This is a genomic window from Roseomonas sp. FDAARGOS_362, assembly GCF_002754815.1.
Taxonomy (GTDB): domain Bacteria; phylum Pseudomonadota; class Alphaproteobacteria; order Acetobacterales; family Acetobacteraceae; genus Roseomonas; species Roseomonas mucosa.
The window spans coordinates 883377-909693 of sequence record NZ_CP024588.1; the positions used below are offsets into that span (position 1 = coordinate 883377).

The following is a 26317-nucleotide window of genomic DNA, read 5'->3' on the forward strand; positions in this document are numbered from 1 at the left end:
CTATATGGCAGTGATCGAACGAAGGGCGAACCCTTGGCCGCCCAAGCCGTTCTCCCGCTGTGTTCCACGAGGCCCCGTCCCGGCCGGACGCGGCGCCCGACCCAACCGGTATGTTCCCGATGTCCGATACCCCCGACGCGCAGTCCCAGCAGGAAGCCGAGCCGCAGGCGCTCGATCCGCGGCGCAAGCGGCTGCTCTTCCGTGCCTGGCACCGGGGCACCAGGGAGACCGACCTGATGGTCGGGCATTTCGTCGCCCGGAACATCGCCGGCTTCGGCGAGGCGGAACTGGACGAGCTGGAGGCGGTGCTGGAGCACCTGGACGTGGACATGCAGGACTGGCTGAGCGGCCGCCGCCCCATCCCGGAGGAGGTCCGCACCCCGATGCTGGAACGCATGGCCCGGGAATGCACCGCCAGCGGCGCCGGGATGACCGCCGAGATGCGCGGCGGCCTCGGCAAGGGGGAGGGCAGCGCCTCTTGAGCGCCACGGTGGAGCGTCCGGTCGTCGGCGCCACCGTCCATGGGGCGCCGGAGGGGTTCGACGCGCTGCTGCTGGCCCGTCAGCGGGCGGAGAGCGGCCGGCCCATCCTCCATGCCTGTCGCGACGACGCGCGGATGATGCGGATGGTCGAGGCGCTGGGCTTCTTCGCCCCGGATGTCGAGGTACTGCGCTTCCCGGCCTGGGACTGCCTGCCCTATGACCGCGTCTCGCCCAATCCGGAGATCCTGGCCGAGCGCGTGGCGACCCTGGCACGGCTGCTGGAGCCCGGGGACAAGCCACGCATCCTGCTCACCACCGTCAACGCCCTGGTGCAGAAGGTCCCGCCGCGCGCGGTCTTCGAGGGTGCCACGCTGCAGTTGAAGAAGGGCGGACGGGTCGAGCCGGAGCGGCTGACCGCTTTCCTGGAAGCCAATGGCTATGGCCGCACCGGCACGGTCATGGAGCCGGGCGAATACGCCGTGCGCGGCGGCATCGTCGACCTCTATCCGGCGGGCGAGCCGGGGCCGGTGCGGCTCGACCTCTTCGGCGACGAGATCGAGGGGCTGCGGCGCTTCGATCCGGAAAGCCAGCGTTCCGCCGAGGCACTGACCGAGCTCTGGGTCCGCCCGGTGGGCGAGGTCTTCCTCGACCCGGATTCCATCGCGCATTTCCGGACGGCGTATCTCGACCTCTTCGGCATGGCCGCGACCGAGGACCCGCTCTACGTCTCGGTCTCGGCGGGCCGCCGCCACCCGGGCATGGAGCACTGGGCGGGCCTGTTCCACGAGAGCATGGAGACCCTGCCGGACTATCTGCCGCCCGGCGCCCAGGTCAGCCTGGACCACCAGGCCGAGGACGTTCTCGACGCCCGGCTGGAGATGATCCAGGACCATTACGAGGCCCGCCGCCTGCCGCCGCGCGAGGGCGAGCAGCCCTATCGCCCGGCGCCGCCGCGCAAGCTCTACCTGGACCGCGCCGGCTGGAACCGCATGCTCTCGAAGGGCACGCTGGCGCATTTCTCGCCCTTCACCGCCGAGGACGGCCCCGATGCCGGCGGCCGGCCGGGCAAGCTGTTCAGCGACGTGCGGACCTCCGGTGGCAATGTCTTCGCCGCCTACAAGGAACACGCCGAGGCCATGGCGGCGCAGGGTCGCCGCGCCGTGCTCGCCGCCTGGACCCGGGGCTCGCGAGAGCGGCTGGCGAACCTGCTGCGCGAGAACGGTGTGGTCGCCGAGACGACCGGCAACTGGCCCTCGGCGCAACGCCTGCCCCAGGGGGTGGTGGCGCTGGCCATCCTGGGGGTGGAGCGCGGCTTCACCGCCGGCGGCATCGCGCTGACCGGCGAGCAGGACCTGCTGGGCGAGCGCATCGCCCGCCCGCCGCGCCGCCGCAAGCGGGCCGACCAGTTCATCGCCGACGCCACCGAGATCGCCGAGGGCGATCTGGTGGTCCATGCCGACCACGGCATCGGCCGCTATGACGGGCTGGTGACCATCGAGGTCAACGGTGCGCCGCATGACTGCCTGCGGCTGGTCTATGACGGCAATGACCGGCTCTTCCTGCCGGTCGAGAACATCGAGGTCCTGACCCGCTTCGGCTCCGAGACCGCCGGGGTGGCGCTGGACAAGCTGGGCGGCGCCTCCTGGCAGAACCGCAAGGCCAAGGCGAAGCAGCGCATCCGCGACATGGCCGCGGAACTGATCCGCACCGCCGCCGAGCGTCAGGTGCAGGAGGGCAGGGCCGCCGTCCCACCCGAGGGGGCCTGGGACGAATTCTGCGCCCGCTTCCCCTTCGCCGAGACGGAGGACCAGCAGCGCGCCATCGGCGACGTGGTCGAGGACCTCGCCTCCGGCCGGCCGATGGACCGGCTGATCTGCGGCGATGTCGGCTTCGGCAAGACCGAGGTGGCGCTGCGCGCGGCCTTCCTGGTGGCGATGACCGGCGCGCAGGTCGCGGTGGTGGTGCCGACGACCTTGCTGGCGCGGCAGCATTTCCGCACCTTCGCCCGGCGCTTCGAGGGGTTGCCGGTGAAGGTGGCCCAGCTCTCGCGCCTGGCCACGACGAAGGAGGCGGCGCAGGCCCGGGCGGGGCTGAAGGACGGCACGGTCAACATCGTGATCGGCACCCACGCCCTACTCGCCAAGGGGGTCGAGTTCGACGATCTGGGCCTCGTCATCGTGGACGAGGAGCAGCATTTCGGCGTCGCCCACAAGGAGCGGCTGAAGGCGCTCAAGACCGACGTCCACATGCTGACGCTGACCGCCACGCCGATCCCGCGCACGCTGCAGCTGGCGCTGTCCGGCGTGCGGGAGATGAGCGTGATCGCCACGCCGCCGGTGGACCGGCTGGCGGTGCGGACCTTCATCGCCCCCTTCGACAGCGTGGTGATCCGCGAGGCGATCCAGCGCGAGCGCTTCCGCGGCGGGCAGATCTTCTGTGTCTGCCCGCGCCTGGAGGACCTGCCGAAGATGGCCGAGCGGCTGCGCGAGATCGTGCCTGAGGCACGGCTGATCGAGGCGCATGGCCGGCTTTCCGCCACCGAGCTGGAGCGGGTGATGACCGAGTTCGGCGACGGCAAGTACGACATCCTGCTCGCCACCAACATCGTGGAAAGCGGGCTGGACATGCCGGCGGTGAACACGCTGGTGATCCACCGCGCCGACATGTTCGGGCTGGCGCAGCTCTACCAGCTGCGGGGGCGGGTCGGGCGCGGCAAGCACCGGGGCTATGCCTATCTCACCTGGCCCCCGGCGCACCGGCTCTCCGCCGCCTCGCAGAAGCGGCTGGAGGTGATGCAGACCCTGGACAACCTGGGCGCCGGCTTCACCCTGGCCAGCCACGACCTGGATATCCGCGGCGCCGGCAACCTGCTGGGCCAGGAGCAGTCGGGCCAGATCCGCGAGGTCGGCATCGAGCTCTACCAGCAGATGCTGGAGGACGCGGTGCAGGACGTCCGCAACCGCGCCAAGGGCAAGCGGCGGCGGGACGGGGAGGAGGACACCGACTGGACGCCGAACATCAATCTCGGCCTGCCGGTTCTGATCCCCGACGCCTATGTGCGCGACCTGCCCGTCCGGCTCGGCCTCTATCGCCGGATCGGCACCCTGGCCTCCGAGGCCGAGATGGAGGCGATGGCGGCGGAGCTGGTGGACCGCTTCGGGCCGCTGCCGCCGGAGGTGGAGAACCTGCTCCAGGTCGTCTCCATCAAGCGCCTCTGCCGTGAGGCCGGGGTGGAGAAGCTGGATGCCGGGCCCAAGGGCGTGGTGCTCGCCTTCCGCAGGAACCGCTTCGCCAATCCGGGCGGGCTGGTGAACTGGGTGGCCTCGCAGAAAGGCGCCGTGAAGCTGCGGCCCGACCACAAGCTGGCCCTGGTGCGGGAGATGGACCTGCCGGCCCGGGTGAAGGCCGCCAGGAGCATCCTGGGCGCGCTGGTCCGCGTGCTGGAGGAGGTCAAGCCCGGCTGAGGGTGGCGGCCCGCGCGTCCCGGCTGTCAGCGGGCTGGCCCGCTCCATGCAGTTCACCGCGCTGAACACCCTGGCCTTCGCCGATGTGCCGCCCGGCGGTATGAGCGGCGCCAACATGCTGTTCAGCACCGTGCAGCAGATGGCGCTCGGCCTCGGCATCGCCCTGGGCGCCGTGGTGCTGCGGCTGGGCCAGTCCTTCCATGGAGAAGTCGGGGTCCCGACCCAGGGGGATTTCCGGCTGGCCTTCCTGGTGGTCGCGGTGCTGGGCCTGCTGAGCCTTGTCGACGTGCTGCGGCTGCCGCATGACGCGGCGCGCCTGGTCAGCGGCCACCAGCCGGGCGGTGCCAGGACAGGCTGAGCCTTCGGCCCGGGAACGCCGGATCCGGAAAGGTCAGGCCCGGAAGGAGTCGTTCAGGCGAACTCGCCCTCGGTGATGGCGATGTCCAGCAGGCGCTCCAGCACCTCCGGCTCCTGCGCCCCGGCGATGGCATGGCGGCCGCTCACCACGAAGCAGGGCACGCCGTTGATGCCCAGGCGATGGGCACGGAGGTTCTCCGCGTGCACGTCCTCGACCTCGGCATTGCCGGACAGGAAGCGGTGCAGCGTGGCCTGTTCCAGCCCCAGCGACACGCCGAGGGGCAGGAGCACGTCCTGCCGGCCGATATCGAGACCTTGGGTGAAGTAGCCGGTGAAGAGCCGGTCCACAGCTTCGTCCGCCCGGCCGATCCGCGCCGCCATCCGCACCAGCCGGTGCGCGTCCAGCGAGGAGACCGAGCGGTGCAGCAGGTCGAACCGGAAGGCGATGTCCTCCACCCTGCCCAGTTCCGCCAGCGTGGTATGCAGGCGCCGGGTGCGGTCCTCCCCGCCGAAGCGGCGAGCGATGTAGTCCGAACGCTGTATTCCCCCCACGCCCGCATCAGGGTTGAGCAGGAAGGGGCGCCAGACCATGTCGGCCATCACGTCGGGCCGCGAGCGCAGGGCCCGGCGCAGGCGGCGTATGCCGAGGAAGCACCAGGGACAGACGAGGTCGAAGACGACTTCGATGCTGAGACGTGCGCGTGGTGGCGAAAGGACGTTCACGGCGCCGATTATAGAAGCACTGGCCGGCGGGGGAAACCGTTCTGGACGGCGCATCCCGGTGTTCTGGCGCGTTCGGCCATGACGCGGCGGTCCCGAGACGTTACCGCTCCCGCTTTCCTCGTGGGCCGGCCCATGCGCCATATCGTGACGGGCAAAGGGCGATGCGGGGCGACGGCCGGAGTGGCGAGGCTTAGTGGCGAGGCTTTCGCAGCCCCGAAGGCTGGCGTATCCCGGCCCCCATGAAAGCTGCTGGGGGGATGGCGGATGGGGTGGGATTCGAACCCACGGTGGGCTTGCACCCACGGCGGTTTTCAAGACCGCTGCCTTAGACCGCTCGGCCACCCATCCGCGCGAGGCCCTTCCTTGCTCCGGAGCGGTCCGCAAGGCAAGCCGGGGGCGATGAACTCCGCACCCCGCGCCCGCGCCATCCTCCATCACATCCATGCCGGGCTCATCGCGGCCATGCTCGCTCCGGTGGCGCCGGTCGCCGCCGGCGCGGCCGGGCCAGTGGCCGCGCCATCGGCCACGCCACCCGCAGAGGCCACGCCGGTCCGGTCAGGCACCTGGGGCCTGACGGTGGAGAACGACCTCTTTGGCGGCAATTCCGACCGCTACTATACCAACGGGCTGTTGCTGACCTGGCGTTCCCCGGCCACCACGATGCCCGATTCGCTGGCCTGGATCGACCGCGGCATGGGCTGGCTGCTGGGGCCGGGGCCGCTGCGCTGGGGCCTCTCCTTCGGCCACAACATCTTCACGCCGGAGGACAAGCAGCTCCGGAACCCGGATCCCTCGGACCGGCCCTATGCCGGCCATCTCTACGGCGCGCTCAGCCTCAGCCATGCCACGCCCAGCCGCCAGACCATCTTCGAGATCCAGGCCGGGCTGGTGGGTCCGGGGGCGCTGGGCGAACAGGTTCAGAACAACTGGCACCGGCTGATCGGGGTCAAGACCACCAAGGGCTGGGACTACCAGATCAAGGACGAGCCGGTGATCGACCTGCTGACCGAGCGGCGCTGGAGGGTTTCCACGGGCAGCTGGCAGGGATTCGAGACGGAGATCATCCCGGCCGCCACCCTCTCCCTGGGCAACGGCAACATCTACGGCGCGGTGGGCGGCACCCTCCGCCTGGGCAAGGGCCTGGAGTCCGACTGGGGGCCGGCCCGCATCCGCCCGGCCCTGGCCGGTTCGGGCTGGGTCGAGCCGACCCGGGAACTCGGCTGGTACGTCTTCGGCGGCGTGGACGGGCGCGTCGTGGGGCGCGACATCACGCTGGACGGCAACACCTGGCGCGACAGCCGCAGCGTGGACCGGCGCTGGCTGGTGGGCGACCTCCAGGCAGGCTTCGCCGTGCTGTGGCGCGACATGCGCATCGCCTATACGCAGATCCTGCGCTCCGAGGAATTCTACGGCCAGCGTGGCACGCAGTCCTTCGGGTCGATCAACATCTCCCTCCGGTTCTGAGGGGCCACCACAGGCGGCTGCGACGGCGCATCAGGGAAAGCGGGCAACACCCCGGAAAGGTTACTCGGCGGCGGCGCGCGATCCGTTGCCGGAATCGGCGCCGCGTGCCACCTCTGCGCCCATGCCGGCCACAAGACGCGCTCTCCTTTCCACCCTGGCTGCCGCCGGGGCTTCCGCCTCCTCCCTGGTGCCGTTCGGGGCACGGGCGCAGGAGGAAAGCTTCGCCTCCTTCCTGCAGGGGCTGCGTGCCGAGGCGCGCCGCGGCGGGATCTCGGACGCGACCCTGAGCCGGGCGCTTTCCGGCCTTCGGCCCAATGACAAGGTCATTGAGCTGGACCGCCGGCAGCCCGAATTCACCATGACCTGGGCCCAGTACCGTGACGGGCGGCTGAGCCAGACGCGCATCGACCGGGGCCGCCAGATGGTGGCCGAGAACATGGCGCTGCTGCAGGACATCGAGCGCCGCTTCAACGTCAGCGCCCGCGTGGTGGTGGCGATCTGGGGACTGGAAACCAACTACGGCGCCTATACGGGCAACTTCAACACCGTGGAGGCCCTGGCCACCCTGGCCTGGGAAGGGCGCCGGGCGAAGTTCTTCCGGGCCGAGCTGATCGCCGCGCTGAAGATCCTGGATGCCGGCCATGTCAGCGTGGACCGGATGCGCGGTTCCTATGCCGGCGCCATGGGCCAGCCGCAGTTCATGCCCAGCAGCTTCAACCGCCTGGCGGTGGATTTCGATGGCGACGGCCGCAAGGACATCTGGGACGACCGCGCCGACGCGCTGGGCTCCATCGCCAACTACCTGGCCAGGAGCGGCTGGGAGGGCGGTGTGCTCTGGGGGCGGGAGGTGACTCTGCCGGCCGGGCTGAACCGGGGCGATCTGGGCCGGGAAAACCGTAAGCCGCTCGGCGAATGGGCGCGTCTCGGGGTGCGCAAGGCCGATGGCTCGGCCCTGCCGAGCTTCGACCAGGACGCCGCGATCGTGGTGCCGGGCGACGACGGGCAGGCCTTCGCGGTGTACCGGAATTTCAACGCCATCCGCCGCTACAATCCGTCCGACTTCTATGCGCTGGCGGTGGGGATGCTGTCGGACCGCGTGGCGTGATCCAGCCCTCCGCCGCGGGGGGCACGGCCCCTCGCGCCAGGGCTTCCCGCGCCGGACTCCGCCATGCGGGCGGCCGCATGGCGGTCCCGGCGGTCCTGGCCCTGGGCCTCGTCCTGGCCTCCTGCGGTCCGCGCACGCCTCCCGTGGCGCCGACCCCCGCCGTCTATACGATCGGCCAGCCCTATAGCATGGGCGGCCTCTGGTCCTATCCGCGCGAGGATTACGGGCTGGCCGAAACCGGGCTGGCCACGGTGCTGCCGGGGACGGGGGACGGGCGGCGCACCGCGGATGGGGAAACCTACGACCCGGCGCTGCTGACCGCGCAGCACCGCACGCTGCAACTGCCCGCCATCCTGCGCGTGACCAATCTGGAGAACGGCCGCAGCCTCTCGGTGCGGGTCAACGACCGCGGGCCGCAGGACCCGGGGCGGGTGATCGGCCTGTCCCCGCGTGCCGCGGAGCTGCTGGGCATCGCCCGCGGCCGCCCGGCCCAGGTGCGGATCGAGGTAGAGGCCGAGCCCTCTCGCGCCCTGGCCGCCTCGCTCGCCCGCGCACCGGGTGAGATGCCGGCTCTGAGCATCGCCACCGCTGCGGCCGGGACGGTGCAGCGCGAGAGCCTCGGTCCGCCGCCCGGCGCCCGCGGGAGCCAGCCGGGCCGGGCCGCGACGCTCGCGTCCGGGGCCGTCGCCGTGCCGGAGCCGGACCGCACACCGCCGCCGGAGCGCCTGCCGGAGCGCGTGAGTCAGGGGCCCGCCATGCCGGGGCGTCTGATGATCCAGCTCGGCAGCTTCACCGGCGCGGACGCGGCCCGGCGGCTCGCGGCCCGTGTGCCCGGTGCGCGGGCCGAGCCCTTCGGCCCGGGCCGGCGCCCGGAATGGCGGGTGCGGCTGGGCCCCTTCCCGGATACGGCTTCCGCCGACCGGGCTCTTGAGCAGGTGCTGCGCACGGGCGTATCGGAAGCGCGCATCCTGGTCGACTGACTGTGGCAGGATAGGTTTCCGGCTCCGGGAGCTGGCCGGGGGGCCGGCCCGGGGGCCAGCCGGGGGGAACTCGCCAGGGGGATGCGCCTGGGGAGACCCGGGGAAGCCGGACAGGAAGGGGATTTCTCGACATGGCGAAGCGCCGCGAATTGCTGGGGGCCGTGGCCGCGATGGGGGCCGGGGCCGGTCTCATGGGGTGGACGGGCGATGCGCTGGCGCAGCGCCGGGCCGCCCCCCATGCCGCCGCGAAGAAGCCGGCAGCCCCGCCGCCGCCCTCGGATCCCGCCTCGACGCCGCTCGGGCCGGTGGACACCCAGGCGCGGCAGGCCATCCTGATCGACGTCAACACCGGCGCGGTGCTGCTGGAGAAGAACGCCGACGAGCGGATGACGCCGTCCTCCATGACCAAGCTGATGACGATGTACATCGTCTTCGACATGATCCGGCAGGGCCGGCTGCGGATGGATCAGGAACTGCCGGTCAGCGAGCGCGCCTGGCGCATGGGCGGCTCGAAGATGTTCGTCGATCTCGGTTCCCAGGTCCCGGTGAAGGACCTGATCCAGGGTGTTATCGTCCAGTCGGGCAACGATGCCTGCGTCGTCTTCGCCGAGGCCATCTCGGGCAGCGAGGACCAGTTCGCCGAGCTGATGAACGACTACGGCAAGAAGTTCGGCCTCAAGGGCAGCAACTTCCGCAATTCCTCGGGCTGGCCCGACCCGAACCACTACATGACGGCCCGCGACCTCACCATCATCGCCCGCAAGCTGCTGCAGGATTTCCCGCAGGAGGCGCAGTACTACAACGAGCGATCCTTCCGCTGGAACAACATCACCCAGGAGAACCGCAACCCGCTGCTGGCCCGCATGGCCGGGGCCGACGGGCTGAAGACCGGGCATACCGACGATGGCGGCTACGGCCTCGTCGGCACGGTGAAGCGCGGCGACCGGCGCCTGCTGCTGGTGGTGAACGGGCTGGGGACCATGCGGGCGCGCGGCGAGGAAGGCGAGCGCCTGCTCGAATGGGGCTTCCGCGAATTCGACAACGTGACCCTGTTCCGCGCTGCCGAGACGGTGGAGGAGGCGCCGGTCTATCTGGGCGACCGGCCGACCGTGCCGCTGGTGGGCGGGCGCGACCTGGTCCTCACCCTGCCGCGCGGCTGGCGCAAGAACCTGGAGGTCAAGGTCAGCTACAGCGCGCCGCTGCAGGCCCCCGTGGCCAAGGGGCAGGAGGTCGGCAAGATCCACGTCTCCGGTCAGGGCGTGCCGGAGATGAGCCTGCCGCTGATCGCGGGCGCCGATGTCGGGAAGATGGGTCTGGTGGCCCGCATCCCGGCGGTGATCGGGCGCTGGGTCTCCGGCTCCTGAGCGGAAGCACGCCCTTGGCCGGCCGGCTGATCACGCTGGAAGGCGGGGAGGGGGCGGGGAAGACCACGCTCGCCCGCGCCCTGGTCCAACGCCTAGCCCTCGCCGGTCTGCCAGTCCTGCGCACGCGCGAGCCCGGCGGCGCGCCGGGGGCGGAGGCGGTGCGCCGCCTCGTGCTGGAGCGTGGCGGCTGGGACCCGGTGGCCGAGGCCATGCTGATGGCCGCCGCCCGGCGCGAGCATGTGGCCCATACGGTGCGCCCGGCGCTGGAGGCCGGGATCTGGGTCGTCTCCGACCGCTTCGCCGACAGCACCATGGTCTATCAGGGCATGGCCGGGGATGTAGGGATGGATCGCTGCCGGACCCTGGCTGCCCTGGCGCTGGATGGGCTGAGCCCTGACCTGACCCTGGTTCTGGACATCGCGCCAGCGGTTGGTACGCCGAGGGCGATCCGCCGCGGTGACTCGAACCATTTCGAGGACCGCGACGAAGCCTTCCACGAGCGGGTCCGCCAAGGTTTCCGCGATATCGCAGCGGCCGAGCCGGCGCGCTGCGCGGTGCTTGACGCCGGGGGTACGCCACAGGACGTGCTGAGGCAGGCGCTCACCGAGATCCGGAACCGGCTCGGCCTGAAGGTGGGACCGGAGGCATGAGCGCGCCGCCGGAACCGCGCGCCAACCCCGATCTCTTCGGCCAGGACGGTGCAGCCCTGGCGCTGCTGGAGGCTGCCCAGGGTGGGCGGCCGCACCATGCCTGGCTGCTGGCCGGGCCCTTGGGCGTGGGCAAGGCGACACTGGCCTATCGCTACGCCCGCTGGCTGCTGGCCGGGCAGCCCGATGCCGTGGAGCAGCCGCTGCGGGTCGATCCGCGCGATCCCGTCTTCGCCCGTGTGGCGAACGGGGCCCATGCCGATCTGCGGACGCTCTCGCCCGAGGTCGCCGAGGGCAAGGTGAAGCGGCAGATCTCGGTGGAGGAGGCGCGGGACGTGCCCCGCTTCCTGTCCATGACCCCCGCCGAGGGCGGCTGGCGCGCGGTGATCGTGGACGAGGCCGCCGCCCTGGCCAGCGAGGCGCAGAATGCCCTGCTCAAGACGCTGGAGGAACCGCCGGCCCGGGCGGTGCTGATCCTGGTCACGGATTCGCCGGACCGGCTGTTGCCCACGGTGCGCTCCCGCTGCCGCAGGCTCGACCTGCCGGCGCTGGAGGTGCCGCTGCTGGAAAGCCTGCTGGCCCGCTGGCTGCCGGAAATGGGGGAGGGGGAGCGCGCCACGCTGGCAGGCCTCGCCGCCGGCTCGCCGGGCCGGGCGCTGCGGCTGGCGGAGGGCGAGGCCCTGGCCCTGCACGAGGAGGTGGAATCCTTCCTCCGCAGCCTGCCCCGGCCGGAGCCGCGCGCCCTGCATGTCCTGGCCGACCGCCTCGCCGCCAAGCGGGACGGCAGCAGCTTCACCACCTTCGTCAACCTGCTGCGCGACGCGATCGCCACGGCGGTCCGGCAGGCCGGGCGCGGCGCCCCGCCGCCGCCCTGGCTGGGGCAGCGCCCGCTTGCGGACTGGGCGGGGCTGTGGGACACCCTGGGACGAATGGCGGATGAGACGGAGCTGCTGAACCTCGATCGCAAGCAGGCGGTCCTGGTCGGCCTCGGCGCGCTCGCGGAGCCCCAGGCGTCGCCGCAGGGTGGCAGTCCCGGGCGACGCTGACCACCGCGGCCCACCGTCGCCTCCGCCCCTGATGCAGCGCGAGCGATGGGAACGCGACCGATGGGCGAAGCGCAGCGCTTCTTTCTGACCACCCCGATCTATTACGTGAACGACAAGCCGCATATCGGCCACGCCTATACGGGCATCGCCGCCGACGTGCTGGCACGCTGGAAGCGCATGGCCGGCTATGACGTGCTGTTCCTGACCGGCACCGACGAGCATGGGCAGAAAGTGGAGAAGGCGGCGCAGGCGGCGGGCGAGGACCCGCAGGCCTTCACCGACCGCGTTTCCCAGGCCTTCCGTGACCTGGCGAAGCTGGACGGTCTGTCCAACGACGACTTCATCCGCACCACGGAGGAGCGGCACAAGAAGGCCTGCGCCGCGCTGTGGCAGCGGCTGGTGGAGAAGGGCCAGATCTACCTGGGCCATTACGAGGGCTGGTACGCCGTCCGCGACGAGGCCTTCTACGGCCCCGACGAGATCGAGGAGCGCGATGGCCAGCGCTATGCCATCGCCTCCGGCGCTCCGGTCGAGTGGACGCAGGAGCCTTCCTACTTCTTCCGCCTGAGCGAATGGGGCGGGAAGCTGTTGGAATTCTACGAGGCCCATCCGGAATTCATCGCGCCGAATCCCCGCCGCAACGAGGTGCTGAGCTTCGTGAAGGCCGGGCTGCAGGACCTCTCGATCTCCCGCACCTCCTTCACCTGGGGCGTGCCGGTGCCGGGCGACGAGAAGCACGTCATGTATGTCTGGCTCGACGCACTCACCAACTACCTGACCGCCGCCGGCTATCCCGGCGAGGCACCCTGGTGGCCGGCCGATGTGCATTTCGTCGGCAAGGACATCCTGCGCTTCCACGCCATCTACTGGCCAGCCTTCCTGATGGCCGCCGACCTGCCGCCGCCGAAGCGCGTCTTCGCCCATGGCTGGTGGACCAATGAGGGGCGCAAGATCTCCAAGTCACTGGGCAATGTCATCGACCCCGTGGCGCTGGTGGAGGAATTCGCCCTCGACCCCATGCGCTACTTCCTGCTGCGCGAAGTGCCCTTCGGCAATGATGGCGATTTCAGCCGGAAGGCCCTGATTTCCCGCCTGAACAATGAGTTGGCGAACGATCTTGGCAATCTGGCGCAACGCACCCTGTCGATGATCCAGCGGAACTGCGATGGCCGGCTGCCACCGCTGAGCCCGCCGACGGAGGATGACCGCGAACTGCTGGAGGCCATGGGCAGCCTGCCTGACTCGGTGGGCGAGGCGCTGGACCGCCAGGCCTTCCACGAGGCGCTGGAGCGGATCTGGGTGGTCGTGCGCCTGGGCAATGCCTGGATCGACGCTCAGAAGCCCTGGTCGCTGAAGAAGACCGATCCGGAGCGCATGGGTGCGGTGCTGCGCAACCTGCACACCACGCTGCGGATGCTGGCCACAGTGCTGCTGCCCTTCATGCCGGACACAATGGGGGCGCTGTTGGACCAACTCGGCGTGGGCGAGGGGGAGCGGACGCTGTCCACCCTCAAGGCCCTGCCGGAAGGCACAGTGCTGCCGCCGCCCACGCCGCTGTTTCGCAAGATCGAGGTCGAGGCGTGAGCGAAACGATCACCGACAGCCACTGCCACCTCGACTACTTCGGCGAGGAGGAGGTCGAGGCGGTGGTCGGCCGCGCCCGCGAGGCAGGCGTGGGACGCATGATCACCATCGGCACCAAGATCGCCCAGGCGGAGGCGGTGAGGGGGCTGATCGAGCGCTTCCCCGATGTCTGGGGCACGGTCGGCGTGCATCCGTTGAGCATCCACGAGGTGCCGATGCCGGAGGAGGCCGAGATCGCCGCCGCCGCCGATCATCCGCGCGTCGTGGGCATCGGCGAGACCGGACTGGACTACCACTACGCGGCCGAACACGCATCGATCCAGGCAGAGAGCTTCCGGCGCCATATCCGCGTAGCCCGGCGCCTCGACCTGCCGGTCGTGGTGCATACGCGCGCGGCGGACGAGGACACGGCCCGCATCCTGCGCGAGGAGCGTGAGTCGGGCGGGGCTTTCGACGTGCTGCTGCACTGTTTCTCCTCCGGTCGAGCACTGGCGGAGGAGGTCGTGGCGGCTGGGGGCCATGTCTCCTTCTCCGGCATCCTGACCTTCCCGAAAAGTCAGGATATCAGGGATGTGGCGCGCGATCTTCCAGCGGATCGCCTGCTCGTGGAGACGGACTCGCCCTATCTCGCGCCGGCGCCTTTCCGCGGCAAGCGCTGCGAGCCGGCCTATGTCATGCACACGGCCCGGAAACTGGCCGAAGTCAGGGGGATGAGCCTCGAAGAGCTTGCCGCACTGACCACAGGAAACGTCAGAAGGCTTTTCAAGAAGATCGCCTAAGGAGCTGTTCTTGTTGAAAATTACCATCCTGGGCTGTGGCAGTTCCGGGGGCGTGCCGATTATCGGCGGCGCGGATGGGCGTGGCGACTGGGGAGCCTGCGACCCTGGCGAGCCGCGCAACCGCCGCAGCCGTTCCAGCATCCTGGTGCAGGCGCCGGATGGGCGGACCCTGCTGGTCGATGCCGGGCCCGACATGCGGACTCAGCTCCTGGCCGTGGGCTGCGCCTGGGTGGACGCGATCCTGCTGACTCACTCCCATGCCGACCATGTCATGGGGCTGGACGACGTCCGGCAGCTCAACCGGCTGATGGACCGGGCCCTGCCATGCTTCGGCACGGCGGCGACGCTGGAGGATGCGGCCCGGCGCTTCGACTATGCCTTCCGCGAGCCGACGCCAACCTTCTACCGCCCGGCGCTGGTGCCGGTGGAGATCGATGCGGGGCAGGAGATCGAGGCTGCGGGATTTCTGGTCCGGCTGTTCCGGCAGGACCACAAGGTGATGGACACACTGGGGCTGAGGATCGGCGATTTCGCCTATTCGACCGATGTGGTGGTGATGCCGGAGGAAAGCCTGGAGCAGCTCCACGGGCTCGATACCTGGGTGATCGATTGCTTCGGTCGGCGGCCGCATCCGGTGCATGCGCATCTGGAACAGGTACTGCGGTGGGTTGAGCGGCTGCGTCCACGCCGCACGGTGCTGACGCATATGGGACCCGACCTGGACTGGGCCTGGATGCGCGCGAATCTGCCGGAAGGCATCGAGGCGGCCCATGACGGGCTGGTGCTGGAGAGCCGCTGAAGCATTCCCGGCTATGCGGCATTTTACATAATATATATTATCGAAACTAGATGGACAGGCCGATGAACCCCGCCAATCCACCCTCCCCAGCCCTGGACACTCCAGCCCTGGACACCCCCGCCCGGGATGACGACGCCCGGGAAATCCGGCGCCTGCTGAACATCATGGCGCGGCTCCGGGCCCCGGATGGCTGCCCCTGGGACCAGGAGCAGGATTTCGACAGCATTGCGCCCTATACGATCGAGGAGGCCTATGAGGTCGCGGATGCCATTGCCCGCCGCGACTGGCCGGCGTTGCGCGACGAACTGGGCGACCTGCTGTTCCAGGCCGTCTACCACGCACAGATGGCGGAGGAAGCCGGACATTTCCGCTTCGCCGACGTGGCGCGCTCAATCGGCGACAAGATGCTGGCGCGGCACCCGCATGTCTTCGGCTCGGCCGAAATCGCCGATGCCGCGGCCCAGACCGAGGCCTGGGAGGTCCGCAAATCCGCCGAACGGGCGAAGCGCGGCGAGACCGGAACGCTGGCCGGGGTGCCGGACGCCCTCCCCGCCCTGACTCGCGCCGCCAAGCTGACCCGCCGCGCCGGGCGGGTGGGCTTCGACTGGCCGGATGCGGAATCCGTGCTGGAGAAGCTGGCGGAGGAAACGGCGGAGCTCCGGGCCGAGCTGCCAGGCTCTGACCGTGCCCGGTTGGAGGACGAGATGGGCGACATGCTCTTCGTCCTCGCCAATCTCGCGCGGAAGCTGGACCTCGATCCGGAACAGTGCCTGCACCGGGCGAACGCCAAGTTCGAGCGCCGCTTCGGCGCCATCGAGGCCGCCTTGGCCCGCGAGGGCCGCGCGCCGCGCGACGCCTCGCTGGAAGAGATGGAGGCCCTCTGGCAGTCCGCCAAGGCAGCGGAGCGCCGAAGCTGATCTACCCGCCCAGCAGGCTGTCCCGCAGCTCCTGCCAGGAGTCACGGTCCGGCGCACAGATCAGCCCGCCGGCCCGCACCCGCGCCGCGTCATAGGGGCTGCCGTCGAACTGGGCGGAATGGCCCCCGGCCTCCCGGTGCAGCAGCCAGCCCGGAGCGTGGTCCCAGGGCATCAGCCGGTTGTAGAAGGTCGCGTGGATATGGCCGCTCGCCAGCAGCAGGTATTCATGCGCCGCGCAGCGGAAATGGAAGGTCGAGCCCAGCCCCGGCAGGCGGGTCACCACGCGCGAGCGTAGCGGCTCCGGCAGATAGGTCCAGGAGACCCCGGCCACCATGCGGCTGACCGGCACCGGCTCGGCCACCCGGAGGGCGCCGGTCCGGGTGCCGTCCGCCGCCTCGTTCCAGGCGCCCTCACCGCGCAGGGCCACGGCGGTGTCGTCGCTTACCGGGTCATGGATCCAGGCGGCAATCACCTCGCCGCGCTGGAAGGCCGCCGCCATGGTGCCGAAGAGCGGCACGCCGGCGGCGAAATTCGCGGTGCCGTCCACCGGATCGACCACGAAGGCCAGTTCCGCATCCGCCAGCCGGTCCAGCAGCGCCGGCTCGGCGGCGGTCGCTTCCTCGCCCACCACCACGCAGCCCGGCAGCATGGCCTGAAGTCCGGCGGCGATATGGCGTTCGGCCGCCTCGTCCGCATCGGTCACCAGGTCGGTCGGGCCAGTCTTGATCCGTACCGCGCCCTCCGCCAGCCGGCGGAAGCGGGGCATGATCTCGCGCTGCGCGGCCTCGCGCAGCAACTGGGCGATGTCGGTCACCGCCCGGGCGTTGATGGTCATGGGTGTCAGGGTTCCTGGCGTGTCTCGAAACGGCCCAGATCGGCCTGGCTGAGCCGGACCCGCAGATGGATGGCATCCTCGCCATCCTCGCGGGCCAGGACCTCGCCATTCTGGTAGAGCCAGGCGACGGTGGCGCCGTCGGCCGGCTCCACCGCGACATCCGTGACCACCATGCCGGCGGAAAGCCGCTCGTCCAGCGCAAGGCGCAGCCGGTCCAGCCCTTCGCCGGTCAGGGCCGAGACGGCGATCGCCTCCCCTGCCCCACGCTCGGCCGCCTGGTCCAGCCCGCCGAGCAGGTCGGCCTTGTTCAGCACCTCCAGCATGCGGCTGGTCCATTCCGGGTCCAGTGCCGCGTCCGGCCCTTCGGCCATCTCGTTCAGCACCTCCAGCACGTCGGCGCGCTGGGCGGCCGAGTCAGGATGCGCCACGTCGCGCACATGCAGGATGACGTCGGCAGCGGCGACCTCCTCCAGCGTGGCGCGGAAGGCCTCCACGAGCTGGGTCGGCAGTTCCGAGATGAAGCCCACCGTGTCCGACAGGATCACCGTCCGCCCGCTGGGCAGACGGATCGCGCGCATGGTTGGGTCCAGCGTCGCGAAGAGCTGGTCCTGCGCATAGACGCTGGCGCCGGTGAGCGCGTTGAACAGGGTGGATTTGCCGGCATTGGTGTAGCCGACCAGGGCCACCACCGGATGCGGCACCTTCTCGCGCGCCCGGCGGTGCAGGCCGCGGGTGCGGCGCACCTGCTCCAGTTCCTTCTTCAGCTTGACGATCCGTTCGCCGATCAGGCGACGGTCGATCTCGATCTGCGACTCACCGGGGCCGCCAAGGAAGCCGAAGCCGCCCCGCTGCCGTTCCAGGTGGGTCCAGGACCGCACGAGCCGGGTGCGCTGGTATTCCAGATGCGCGAGTTCGACCTGCAGCGAGCCTTCCCGCGTACGGGCGCGCTCGCCGAAGATCTCCAGGATCAAGCCGGTCCGGTCGATGACCTTGCAGCCCCATGCGCGCTCCAGGTTGCGCTGCTGGACGGGCGTCAGCGCCGCGTCCACCACCACGACCTGGACATGGTGCTCCTTCACCGCCAGGGCGACGGATTCCACCTGTCCCTCTCCCAGCAGCGTGCTGGGGCGCCGGGTGCGCAGCGGAAGGGCCGCGCTGTGGACGATGGCGACGCCGATGGAGGCGGCAAGGCCCACCGCCTCGGCGAGACGCGCCTCGGCGGCACGGCTGGCCCCGGGGAAGTCCGGTCCGGTACGGGCGGGCTTCTCCCAGGGAAGGATGACGGCGGCGGGCGTCGGCCCGCCGCGCGTGTCAGTCAGAACTGCCGACAGGTTGCGGCTCCCGCTGCAGGGTCATGGTCGTCTCGCGCAGCGGGCGCTCAGGCGCCTGCTGACCCGACGAGGCGGCATCGAAGAGTTGGATCGGAGCACCCGGCATGACCGTGCTGATGGCGTGCTTGTAGACGAGCTGGGTATGCCCGTCGCGACGAAGCAGCACGGAAAAATTATCAAACCAGGTAATGATGCCCTGGAGCTTGACGCCGTTCACGAGGAACACCGTGACTGGGGTCTTGCTCTTGCGGACATGGTTCAGGAACACGTCCTGAACGTTCTGGGACTTCTCGGCGGCCATTGGCTCGGTCCTTCTTCTTGTGAGCGGAGCCGGTTTGCCCGGCCCTCTCCTGGAAACAGGGTGCGGCACCCCCGCACCCCAAGCGGTCGAGGTTCAGCCCAAGCGCGCCGCCAATGCAAGCCCCAGCAGGGCGGAACGCATCATTTCGGCGTCCGGGTAATCCCCGTCCCGCGTGATCGCCGCCAGCCCGCCGTCATGTTCGGCGAAGCCCAGCAGCACGCCCCGGCAGCCGGCGCGGCGCGCGGCCTCCATGTCCAGGGCGTTATCCCCCACATACCAGACATCCGGCCCCGGCAAAATGCCGCAGGCGGCACAGGCAAGGCGGATAGGCTCCGGCGAGGGCTTGTCGGCCACAGTGTCCCCTGCCCCGACCAGGGCACGGAAATGGCCCGTCCAGCCCAGTTGCGCGGCCTCGGCCCGAAGCAGCGGCCCCTGCTTGTTGGAGACCACCGCCAGCGGGACATGCCGCGCGGCCTCGGCCAGCAGGGCGCCGGCACCGGGCATGGGCTCCAGCACTACGAGATGCCGCGCCCGGACCTCGGCATAGAAGATGTCCCGCGCCCGGGTCCATTCAGCGCCGAAGATCGCGGGAAAGGAATCCCGGAGCGACTTGCGGACATTGGCCCGCACCTCCTCCAGCGTCCATTGCGGCAGGCCGAAGGCCGAGAAGGCGGCGTTCAGCCCGGCCATGATGGCCGGCCAGCCATCGGCCAGGGTGTTGTCCCAGTCCCAGACGATGGCGCGCGGCAGCGTGTCCAGGGCGCTCACGCGGCGTTCGGGAGACCGCCCTTCACATGCCGGGCGAAGAGGTCGAAGAGCTGCCGCGCCACCGGCCCGGCCCTGCCGTCGCCCACCGGCCTCCCATCCACCTCGACCACCGGCTTCACGAAGGAGGTGGCGGAGGTGATGAAGGCCTCTCGCGCCCGGGCCAGGTCGTCCAGGGTGAAGCTGCCTTCCTCGAAGCGGATGCCGGCCGCCTGCATCTCGCCGATCAGCGCGCCGCGGGTGCAGCCGGGCAGGATGTGCTGGTCCAGCCGCCGGGTGCGGATGGCGCCGGCCTCGTCCACGATCCAGAAGCTGGTCGCGGCCCCCTCCATGACCTCCTTCGTGCCGGGGTCGAAGAGGATGGCCTCCGAGGCCCCCTGCTCCTTCGCCGCCTGCCGCGCCAGCACGTTGGGCAGCAGGTTCACGGTCTTGATGTCCGGTCGCGCCCAGCGCTCGTCCGGGGCGGTGATGGCCTTCAGGTTCCAGCCCTCGATGCTGGCCGGATAGGGCGGGATGCGCTTGACCGTCATCACCACCGCGGGCGGCACCGGCTTCTTCGGGAAGGCATGGCCGCGCGGCGCCACGCCCCGCGTCACCTGCATGTAGACCAGCCCCTCGGCGATCCGGTTCCGCCGCACCAGCTCCCGCAGCACGGAGCGCAGGGCCGCCAGGGACATCGGCATCGGGATGCGGATCTCGCGCAGGCTGCGTTCCAGCCGGGCGAGGTGGCGGTCCTCGTCGATGAAGCGGCCCTTGTAGATATGGACGACCTCGTAGATCCCGTCCCCGAACTGGTAGCCCCGGTCCTCCACGTTCACGCTGGCCTGGCGCTGCGGAACGTACTGGCCGTTCACATAGGCAATACGCGACATCCTCTGTCCCCGGGGGCTTTCCCTCCGGGGTCTCCCATCAGGCCCGCAACCCGGGCAAAAAAGACTGAAGGCCCGGTCAGGGGCCCGTTTCAGGCCCCCACGCTGGCATTGGCGCGCTCGTCGGCGCTCACGCCCAGGAACTTCAGCTTCCGGTGCAGCGCGCTGCGCTCCATGCCGACGAAATTCGCTGTGCGGCTGATATTGCCGCAGAAGCGCAACAGCTGCGCCTCCAGGTACTGCCGCTCGAAGAGCTCGCGCGCTTCGCGCAGCGGTAGGGTCATGATCTCGCTGGAACGATCCAGCTTCAGCATGGCCGGGGCGGCGGAGCCGATCTCGGGCGGCAGCATCTCCGGCCGGATGCTCTCGCCCGCCCCACCCGGCGCCATGATCAGCAGCCAGTCCACGATGTTGCGTAGCTGGCGGACATTGCCCGGCCAGTCATAGGCCTGCATCGCCGCCATGGCGTCCTCGCTGATCTCGCGCGGCGGGATGCCGGCGGCCTCGGCGGAACGGGCCATCAGGGAGCGCGCCAGCACCGGCACGTCCTCCCGCCGCTCGCGCAGCGGCGGCACCCGCAGCGGCACCACGGCGAGGCGGTAGAACAGGTCCTCCCGGAAGCGCCCGGCAGCGATCTCGGCGGCGAGGTCCCGGTTGGTGGTGGCGAGCACGCGCACATCCACCTTCACCCGGGTCGAGCCGCCGACGCGCTCGAAGCCCTGCTCCTGCAGCGCCCGGACGATCTTGCCCTGGGTCTCCAGCGGCATGTCCGCGACCTCGTCGAGCAGGAGCGTGCCGCCATGGGCACGCTCCAGCACGCCGGCGCGGCGCGGCTGGGTGGCTGGGTCCGTCCCGCCCTCGACACCGAACAGCTCCTCCTCGAAGCGGGCCGGGTTCAGCGTGGCGCAGTTCAACGCCACGAAGGGCTCGGCGGCGCGCTTGGAGCGGGCGTGGATCATCCGCGCCGCGACCTCCTTGCCGGAGCCGGCCGGGCCGGTGATCAGCGCCCGCGACCCGGTCGGCGCCAGGCGCTCGATGGCCTGGCGAAGCTGGGCGATGGCGGAGGAAACGCCCGCGAGCTCCGTTTCCGGCCCGCTGCGCAGGCGCAGCTCGCTGTTCTCCCGCTTCAGCCGCGCGGCCTCCAGGGCGCGCGAGGCCACGAGTAGCAGCCTATCCGATTGGAAAGGCTTCTCGATGAAGTCGTAGGCGCCCTGCTGGATCGCCTGGACCGCCGTCTCGATGGTGCCGTGCCCCGAGATCATCACCACCGGCACCTGTGGCTCCTCGCCATGGATGGCCTGGAGGATGCCCAACCCGTCGAGGCGCGAACCCTGCAGCCAGATGTCCAGGATCACGAGGTTCGGCCGGCGCTGCCGGAAGGAGGCCAGAGCCTCGTCCGAATTGCGCGCCGAACGCGTCTCGTACCCTTCATCCTGCAGGATGCCCTCGATCAGGGACCGGATGTCGGGCTCATCATCCACGATCAGGATGTCATGCGCCATGACGCAGGCTCTCCGTTTCCCTGGCAGTCTCACCTGGCACGGCATGACCCTCCCTCTTCTCGCCCGGTTTGTCTCCCGGGGGCGCGAAAGGCAGGAAGAGCGACGCCCGCGCCCCCGGACCGTCCCCACGGTCGCTCAGCGTCAGCCGGCCACCATGGTCCTCCATGATCTTCTTCACGATGGCAAGGCCCAGACCGGTGCCTTTCGCCTTGTGGGTCACGTACGGTTCCGTGAGCTGGTCCCTGTCTTCGCCGGTCGGCAAGCCTACACCGTTGTCCTCGACGATGAAGGCGGCTCCATCCTTCTCCACCGAGACGGTGAAGGCGATGCGCCCGCCGGCCTCTCCCTCCGGCCGCATCACGATCGCGTCGGCGGCGTTCTGCAGCAGGTTGATCAGCGCCTGGTTCAGCAGGCGCCGGTCGCAGGGCACCATGGGGCCATTCTCCGGGAAATGGGTCTCGTAGGCGATGGCCGGATGCGCATCCCGCTGCAGCACCATGGCCTCCCGCGCCAGCCGCGACAGGTCCTCGGGCCGGATCACCGGCTGCGGCATGCGGGCGAAGGCGGAAAACTCGTCCACCATGCGCCGCAGGTCGCCCACCTGCCGGACGATGGTGTCGGTGCAGGCCTGGAACGTCTCGGGATCGGAGGCGATCTCCTTCAGGTAGCGCCGCTTCAGCCGTTCCGCCGAAAGCTGGATCGGGGTCAGCGGGTTCTTGATCTCATGCGCGATGCGCCGCGCCACGTCGGCCCAGGCGGCCTTGCGCTGGGCCGAGAGCAGAGCCGTGATGTCGTCGAAGGTCAGGACGTAGCCCACCACCTGCCCGGCCTGCACCTCCGCGCCCATGCGGGCCAGCAGGGTGCGCCGCTCCGGGGCGGCGCCCAGCCGGATCTCGGCGGTCTGCTCCCGCTCCGGCGCGGCGGTGGCGGCGCGGACCAGGGGCGCGAATTCCGGCACCACCTCGGCCAGGGGCTGGCCGATGGCGGCCTCCATGTCCTTGCCCAGCAGGTCGGAGGCGGAACGGTTGGGCAGGTTCACCCGCCCCTCGGTATCCAGGCCCACCACCCCGGCGGAAACGCCCGAGAGCACCGTCTCGGTGAAGCGCCGGCGCTCGTCGATCTGGCGATAGGCCTCCATCAGCTCCGACCGCTGGGCCGCGAGCTGGTTGGTCATGCGGTTGAAGGCGCGGGAGAGGGAGGCGACCTCGTCGTTCTGCGGCCCCTCCTCCACCTTGACCGAGAGGTCGCCGCCCCTCACCCGCTCCGCCGCGTTGATCAGCCGTGCGATCGGCCGGGCGATCTGGTTGGCCAGGACCAGCCCGATCAGCACCGCCGCCATCAGCACCAGCAGCGCCGCGATGGCGAAGATCATGGCGAAGGTGATCTGCAGCCCGGACCGGTTGCGGTCGAGCTGGTCATAGGCCTGGAAGGCCCGCTCGGTGGCCCGCATGTGCTCCAGGACCCCGGAATCCACCGGCCGGCCGATCTGCAGGATCAGCCCCGGCGCGATGTCCAGCATCACCAGCGCCTGCACCCGCGGCTCGTCGGACTCGTTGGGCAGCACAACGACCTCGCCCGAGCGGGCCAGTTCGTAGGCCCAGCTTTCCAGCGGCGGCATGACCGTGGCAGTCGAAAGGCCGGCATGGGCGACCACGGTGCCCAGCACCGGCTCGTAGACGATGGCATCCGTCAGGCCGCGCATGGCGGTATGGGTGGCGAGCAGCCGCCCGAAGGCCTCCGGGTTGCTCTGGAGCAGCATGGAGGCGCGGTTGAGGTCGGCCGCCATGCCCAGCGCGTCCGCCCGGATGGCGTTGCGGTGCTCGTCCAGATAGGCGCGGGATGCGACGAGGCTGGCCTCCAGGGTCGAGCGCACGCGGTCGCTGAACCAGGCCTGGATGCCCAGGTTGAAGAAGACCGCCGCGAAGGTGCCCACCAGCAGCGCCGGCACCACCGCCACCACGCCGAACATCAGCACCAGCCGCACATGCAGGCGCGAGCCGGCGCTGCCGGAGCGGCGCTCCGCCCAGACCCGCACCAGCCGCCCGGCCAGCGAGGCGCCGAGCAGAAGCAGGAAGGCCGCGTTCACCAGCACCATGGCCGCGACCTGCCCGGGCCGGGTCGGGCCGAAGGGGCTGCCGTTGGACAGGAGGGTGAAGGTGCCGATCCCCAGCAGCAGTGCCCCGAGCGCCAGGCCAAGGGTCATCGCCCGGCCCAGGAGGAGGTCGGCCGCACGCCGGGTGAGGCTGCGGGAAGCGGGGGCGGAGCTCATCGGGGGCAGTCTAGAGCAGTTCCCCGCCGCCCCCCAGAACCCGGCCGCCGCGTCAGACCCTCTTCTGCGGCTCGTACCGCCATGTCGTCAGGACAGGCCCCGGACCACGGGCAGTTCCAGCTCCCGGATCTTCTTGCGCAGCGTGTTCCGGTTCAGCCCCAGCATCGCCGCCGCCTTGATCTGGTTGCCCCGCGTCGCCGCCAGGGCCAGCCGGATCAGCGGCCGCTCGACTTCGGAGACCACGCGCTCGTAGAGGTCGCGCACCGGCATCCCATCGCGATGCGCGCCGAGGAAGCTGTTCAGGTGGCGCTCCACCGCCTGCTCCAGCGTCTCCGGGCTGCGCGGCTCGCCGGGCAGGGCCGGGCTGCTTTCCGTCTCGGTCAGCTCCGCCGCCACCGCGTCGGCGCCGATCACCTCCTGCGGATAGAGCGCGGCGAGGCGGCGCATCAGGTTCTCCAACTCGCGCGCATTGCCGGGCCAGGAATGGTCCTTCAGCCGCTCCATCGCCTCCTCGTCCAGCGTCTTGCCGGGCAGGCCGGCGGCGCGGGCGCGCTCCAGGAAGTGGCGGGCGAGCAGCGGGATGTCCTCCAGCCGTTCGCGCAGCGGCGGCAGGCGGATGGGCACCACGTTCAGGCGGTAGAACAGGTCCTCGCGGAAGGTCCCGGCCCGGATCGCCTGGCGCAGGTCGCGATGGGTGGCGGCGATGATGCGGACATTCGCCTTGATCGGCTGGCGGCCACCGACGGTGGTGAACTCGCCCTCCTGCAGCACACGCAGCAGGCGGGTCTGGGCCTCGGGCGGCATGTCGCCGATCTCGTCGAGGAACAGCGTACCGCCCGCCGCCTGCTCGAAGCGCCCGACGCCGCGCGCCAGGGCGCCGGTGAAGGCGCCGCGCTCATGGCCGAACAGCTCCGCCTCGATCAGCTCGCGCGGGATGGCGGCCATGTTGATCGCCACGAAGGGGCCGGTGCGGCGCTTGCCATAGTCGTGCAGGGCGCGCGCCACCAGCTCCTTGCCGGTGCCGGACTCGCCGGTGATCATCACCGTCAGGTCGGTGGTCGTGAGCCGCGCGACGGTGCGGTAGATATCCTGCATCGCGGCGGAGCGGCCCACGATCGGCAGGCGCTCGCTCTCCCCTTCCTCCGGCGGAGCGACGGAGGGGACGGGGGTGGTGAGCGCGCGCCCCACCACCGAGAGCAGCTCCTTCAGGTCGAAGGGCTTGGGCAGATACTCGAAGGCGCCGCGCTGGGCCGCCTTCACCGCCGTGGTGAAGGTGGACTGGGCCGACATCACCAGCACGCGCATGTCGGGCCGTATCCGCTTGATCCGTGGCAGCAGGTCGAGCCCGTTCTCGTCGGGCATCACCACGTCGGTGATGACGAGGTCGCCCTCCCCGTCCTCCACCCAGCGCCAGAGCGTGGCGGCGGAGGAGGTGGCGCGGACATTGTAGCCGGCACGCCCCAGGGCCTGCGAAAGGACGGTGCGGATCGCCCGGTCGTCGTCGGCGATCAGGATGGTCTGCTCACTCACGGTGCGGCGGGGTCCTTGGCGGCGCGGGAAGACGGGGACCGGCTCTTGGCCCCAGCGGGAGACAGCGCGGGAGACAGTGCGGGAGAGAGGGTGGCGGGCGCAGCGGGCACCGCCGGCGGCATCGGCAGGGCGAGGCGGAAGATGGTGCGGCCCGGCCGGCTCTCGCAGGCGATCAGCCCGCCGGCATCGGCCACCAGCTTGGCCACGAGCGCCAGGCCGAGCCCCTGCCCACCCCGCTTGGTGGTCACGAAGGGCTCGAAGAGATTGGCCCGGACCTCCTCCGGGATTCCCGGCCCGTTGTCGCGGACGCAGACCTCCAGCGGCAGGTGAACCCGCTCGTCGCTGCCGGGAATGGCGATGCGGACGCCGTGGCGATAGGCGGTGGAGAGCACGATCTCGCCCTCCACCGGGTCCACCGCCTCGGCGGCGTTCTTCACCAGGTTCAGCAGCACCTGCACCAGCAGGTCCCGGTTGCCCAGCACCGGCGGCAGGGAGGGGTCGTATTCCTCCACGATGCGCAGATGGGCGGCGAAGCCCGTTCCGGCCACACGGCGGATATGGCCCAGCGCCTCGTGGATGTTCACCGGGCCCCGTTCCACCGGGCGCTCGCTGAACATGTCCATCCGCTCTACGAGGTCGCGGATGCGGTCCACCTCGTCCTGGATCAGCGTGCAGAGCTCGCGGTCGCCCTCCTCCGCCGACTGTTCCAGCAACTGGGCGGCGCCGCGGATGCCGGAAAGCGGGTTCTTCACCTCATGCGCCAGCATCGCCGCCATGGCCGAGGCGCCGCGCGCCGCGCCGCGGAAGTTGAGCTGCCGGTCGAGCTTCTGCGCCGTGGAGCCGTCCTGGAGCGTCAGCACCACCGCGCCGGGCAGTTCCGGCAGCGGCGCGCCATGGGCGGTCACGTCCGTCCTGTGCAGGCGGGGGCTTTCCAGGATCAGGTCGTGGTCGGAGACCGGCGCCTCCGCGATCCGTACCTGCCGGAGCAGCGAGAAGAGGCGGCTGTCCGGCGGCAGCAGGTCGTGCAGCGAGAGCTGCGCCAGCGAGACCGAGGACAGGTCGAAGAAGAGCTCCGCCGCCGGGTTGGCGAAATGGAAACGGTCCGCCTCGTCCAGCACCACGACCGGCATCGGGATCGCCGCCAGGACGGCGGCGCTTTCCGGCGGCAGCATACTCTTTCCGGCCCGGGGCGTGACCCGGCGTA

Annotated in this window: 23 protein-coding genes and 1 tRNA gene; 13 read left to right on the forward strand and 11 right to left on the reverse strand. The window is 70.6% G+C overall.

The genetic code is table 11. From position 1 onward, the window contains the following. Positions 1 to 119: 119 nt before the first annotated feature. From CTJ15_RS08930 to CTJ15_RS08940, 3 genes are read left to right on the forward strand one after another with little or no spacing between them, the layout of a single operon-like run. Positions 120 to 482: a succinate dehydrogenase assembly factor 2 gene (locus CTJ15_RS08930; RefSeq protein WP_037250002.1), complete on the forward strand. Its 363-nt coding sequence runs from the start codon at positions 120 to 122 to the stop codon at positions 480 to 482. Then, positions 479 to 3946 carry a transcription-repair coupling factor gene (gene mfd, locus CTJ15_RS08935; protein ID WP_075822722.1) on the forward strand — a complete coding sequence of 1156 codons (3468 nt, stop codon included), beginning with the start codon at positions 479 to 481 and terminating at the stop codon, positions 3944 to 3946. The genes CTJ15_RS08930 and mfd overlap by 4 nt, the downstream gene beginning before the upstream one ends. A gap of 46 nt (positions 3947 to 3992) precedes the next feature. Then, a complete protein-coding gene (locus CTJ15_RS08940) occupies positions 3993 to 4304 on the forward strand; it encodes a hypothetical protein (protein ID WP_075822721.1) in 312 nt (103 codons plus the stop codon). 53 nt (positions 4305 to 4357) lie between these two features. Here CTJ15_RS08940 and CTJ15_RS08945 read toward each other — a convergent pair whose 3' ends face one another. Beyond that, positions 4358 to 5026 carry a DsbA family oxidoreductase gene (locus tag CTJ15_RS08945; protein ID WP_019459832.1) on the reverse strand — a complete coding sequence of 223 codons (669 nt, stop codon included), beginning with the start codon at positions 5024 to 5026 and terminating at the stop codon, positions 4358 to 4360. 258 nt (positions 5027 to 5284) lie between these two features. Further along, positions 5285 to 5374: transfer RNA gene (locus tag CTJ15_RS08950), tRNA-Ser, on the reverse strand. A 51-nt stretch (positions 5375 to 5425) separates the two neighbouring features. Here CTJ15_RS08950 and CTJ15_RS08955 point away from each other — a divergent pair. From CTJ15_RS08955 to mazG, 10 genes are all read left to right on the forward strand, one after another. Then, positions 5426 to 6490, forward strand: coding sequence for a lipid A deacylase LpxR family protein (locus tag CTJ15_RS08955; protein ID WP_075822720.1), 1065 nt, complete (start codon positions 5426 to 5428; stop codon positions 6488 to 6490). 121 nt (positions 6491 to 6611) lie between these two features. Next, the gene (locus CTJ15_RS08960) at positions 6612 to 7595 is read left to right on the forward strand and encodes a lytic transglycosylase domain-containing protein (RefSeq protein WP_019459834.1); all 984 of its coding nucleotides are present in this window, start codon (positions 6612 to 6614) and stop codon (positions 7593 to 7595) included. Between the two features lie 77 nt (positions 7596 to 7672). Beyond that, positions 7673 to 8575, forward strand: coding sequence for a septal ring lytic transglycosylase RlpA family protein (locus CTJ15_RS08965; RefSeq protein WP_019459835.1), 903 nt, complete (start codon positions 7673 to 7675; stop codon positions 8573 to 8575). 131 nt (positions 8576 to 8706) lie between these two features. Continuing rightward, positions 8707 to 9939, forward strand: a complete 1233-nt coding sequence (locus CTJ15_RS08970) for a D-alanyl-D-alanine carboxypeptidase family protein (protein WP_019459836.1) — start codon at positions 8707 to 8709, stop codon at positions 9937 to 9939. Positions 9940 to 9953: 14 nt separating this feature from the next. Then, complete coding sequence (tmk, locus tag CTJ15_RS08975) at positions 9954 to 10589, forward strand: dTMP kinase (RefSeq protein WP_075821807.1); 636 nt, start codon at positions 9954 to 9956, stop codon at positions 10587 to 10589. Continuing rightward, complete coding sequence (locus CTJ15_RS08980; protein WP_075821806.1) at positions 10586 to 11632, forward strand: DNA polymerase III subunit delta'; 1047 nt, start codon at positions 10586 to 10588, stop codon at positions 11630 to 11632. The genes tmk and CTJ15_RS08980 overlap by 4 nt, the downstream gene beginning before the upstream one ends. A 60-nt stretch (positions 11633 to 11692) precedes the next feature. Continuing rightward, complete coding sequence (gene metG / locus CTJ15_RS08985; RefSeq protein ID WP_019459839.1) at positions 11693 to 13216, forward strand: methionine--tRNA ligase; 1524 nt, start codon at positions 11693 to 11695, stop codon at positions 13214 to 13216. Beyond that, complete coding sequence (locus tag CTJ15_RS08990; RefSeq protein WP_019459840.1) at positions 13213 to 13995, forward strand: TatD family hydrolase; 783 nt, start codon at positions 13213 to 13215, stop codon at positions 13993 to 13995. The genes metG and CTJ15_RS08990 overlap by 4 nt, the downstream gene beginning before the upstream one ends. Positions 13996 to 14008: 13 nt before the next feature. Then, positions 14009 to 14794 carry an MBL fold metallo-hydrolase gene (locus CTJ15_RS08995; protein ID WP_075821804.1) on the forward strand — a complete coding sequence of 262 codons (786 nt, stop codon included), beginning with the start codon at positions 14009 to 14011 and terminating at the stop codon, positions 14792 to 14794. A gap of 62 nt (positions 14795 to 14856) precedes the next feature. After that, positions 14857 to 15711: a nucleoside triphosphate pyrophosphohydrolase gene (mazG, locus tag CTJ15_RS09000; RefSeq protein ID WP_075821803.1), complete on the forward strand. Its 855-nt coding sequence runs from the start codon at positions 14857 to 14859 to the stop codon at positions 15709 to 15711. Position 15712: 1 nt separating this feature from the next. On the opposite strand, the gene CTJ15_RS09005 is transcribed toward mazG, so the two are convergent. The 9 genes from CTJ15_RS09005 to CTJ15_RS09045 form a co-directional block, all read right to left on the reverse strand. After that, positions 15713 to 16546, reverse strand: a complete 834-nt coding sequence (locus CTJ15_RS09005; RefSeq protein ID WP_058389236.1) for an inositol monophosphatase family protein — start codon at positions 16544 to 16546, stop codon at positions 15713 to 15715. 5 nt (positions 16547 to 16551) lie between these two features. Then, positions 16552 to 17865, reverse strand: a complete 1314-nt coding sequence (gene hflX / locus CTJ15_RS09010; RefSeq protein WP_369924172.1) for a GTPase HflX — start codon at positions 17863 to 17865, stop codon at positions 16552 to 16554. After that, positions 17858 to 18178 carry an RNA chaperone Hfq gene (gene hfq, locus CTJ15_RS09015; protein ID WP_019459845.1) on the reverse strand — a complete coding sequence of 107 codons (321 nt, stop codon included), beginning with the start codon at positions 18176 to 18178 and terminating at the stop codon, positions 17858 to 17860. Before hfq ends, hflX begins: the two co-directional genes overlap by 8 nt. 93 nt (positions 18179 to 18271) lie before the next feature. Further along, positions 18272 to 18946, reverse strand: a complete 675-nt coding sequence (locus CTJ15_RS09020; RefSeq protein WP_099781496.1) for an HAD family hydrolase — start codon at positions 18944 to 18946, stop codon at positions 18272 to 18274. Further along, positions 18943 to 19815: a D-amino-acid transaminase gene (locus tag CTJ15_RS09025; protein WP_099781497.1), complete on the reverse strand. Its 873-nt coding sequence runs from the start codon at positions 19813 to 19815 to the stop codon at positions 18943 to 18945. The genes CTJ15_RS09020 and CTJ15_RS09025 overlap by 4 nt, the downstream gene beginning before the upstream one ends. Before the next feature lie 89 nt (positions 19816 to 19904). Then, a complete protein-coding gene (locus CTJ15_RS09030) occupies positions 19905 to 21314 on the reverse strand; it encodes a sigma-54 dependent transcriptional regulator (protein ID WP_019459848.1) in 1410 nt (469 codons plus the stop codon). Further along, positions 21304 to 23583, reverse strand: a complete 2280-nt coding sequence (locus tag CTJ15_RS09035; RefSeq protein WP_019459849.1) for a PAS domain-containing sensor histidine kinase — start codon at positions 23581 to 23583, stop codon at positions 21304 to 21306. Before CTJ15_RS09035 ends, CTJ15_RS09030 begins: the two co-directional genes overlap by 11 nt. An 87-nt stretch (positions 23584 to 23670) precedes the next feature. Next, a complete protein-coding gene (gene ntrC, locus CTJ15_RS09040; protein WP_019459850.1) occupies positions 23671 to 25113 on the reverse strand; it encodes a nitrogen regulation protein NR(I) in 1443 nt (480 codons plus the stop codon). Next, the gene (locus CTJ15_RS09045; RefSeq protein ID WP_019459851.1) at positions 25110 to 26285 is read right to left on the reverse strand and encodes a nitrogen regulation protein NR(II); all 1176 of its coding nucleotides are present in this window, start codon (positions 26283 to 26285) and stop codon (positions 25110 to 25112) included. The genes ntrC and CTJ15_RS09045 overlap by 4 nt, the downstream gene beginning before the upstream one ends. Positions 26286 to 26317: the final 32 nt, after the last annotated feature.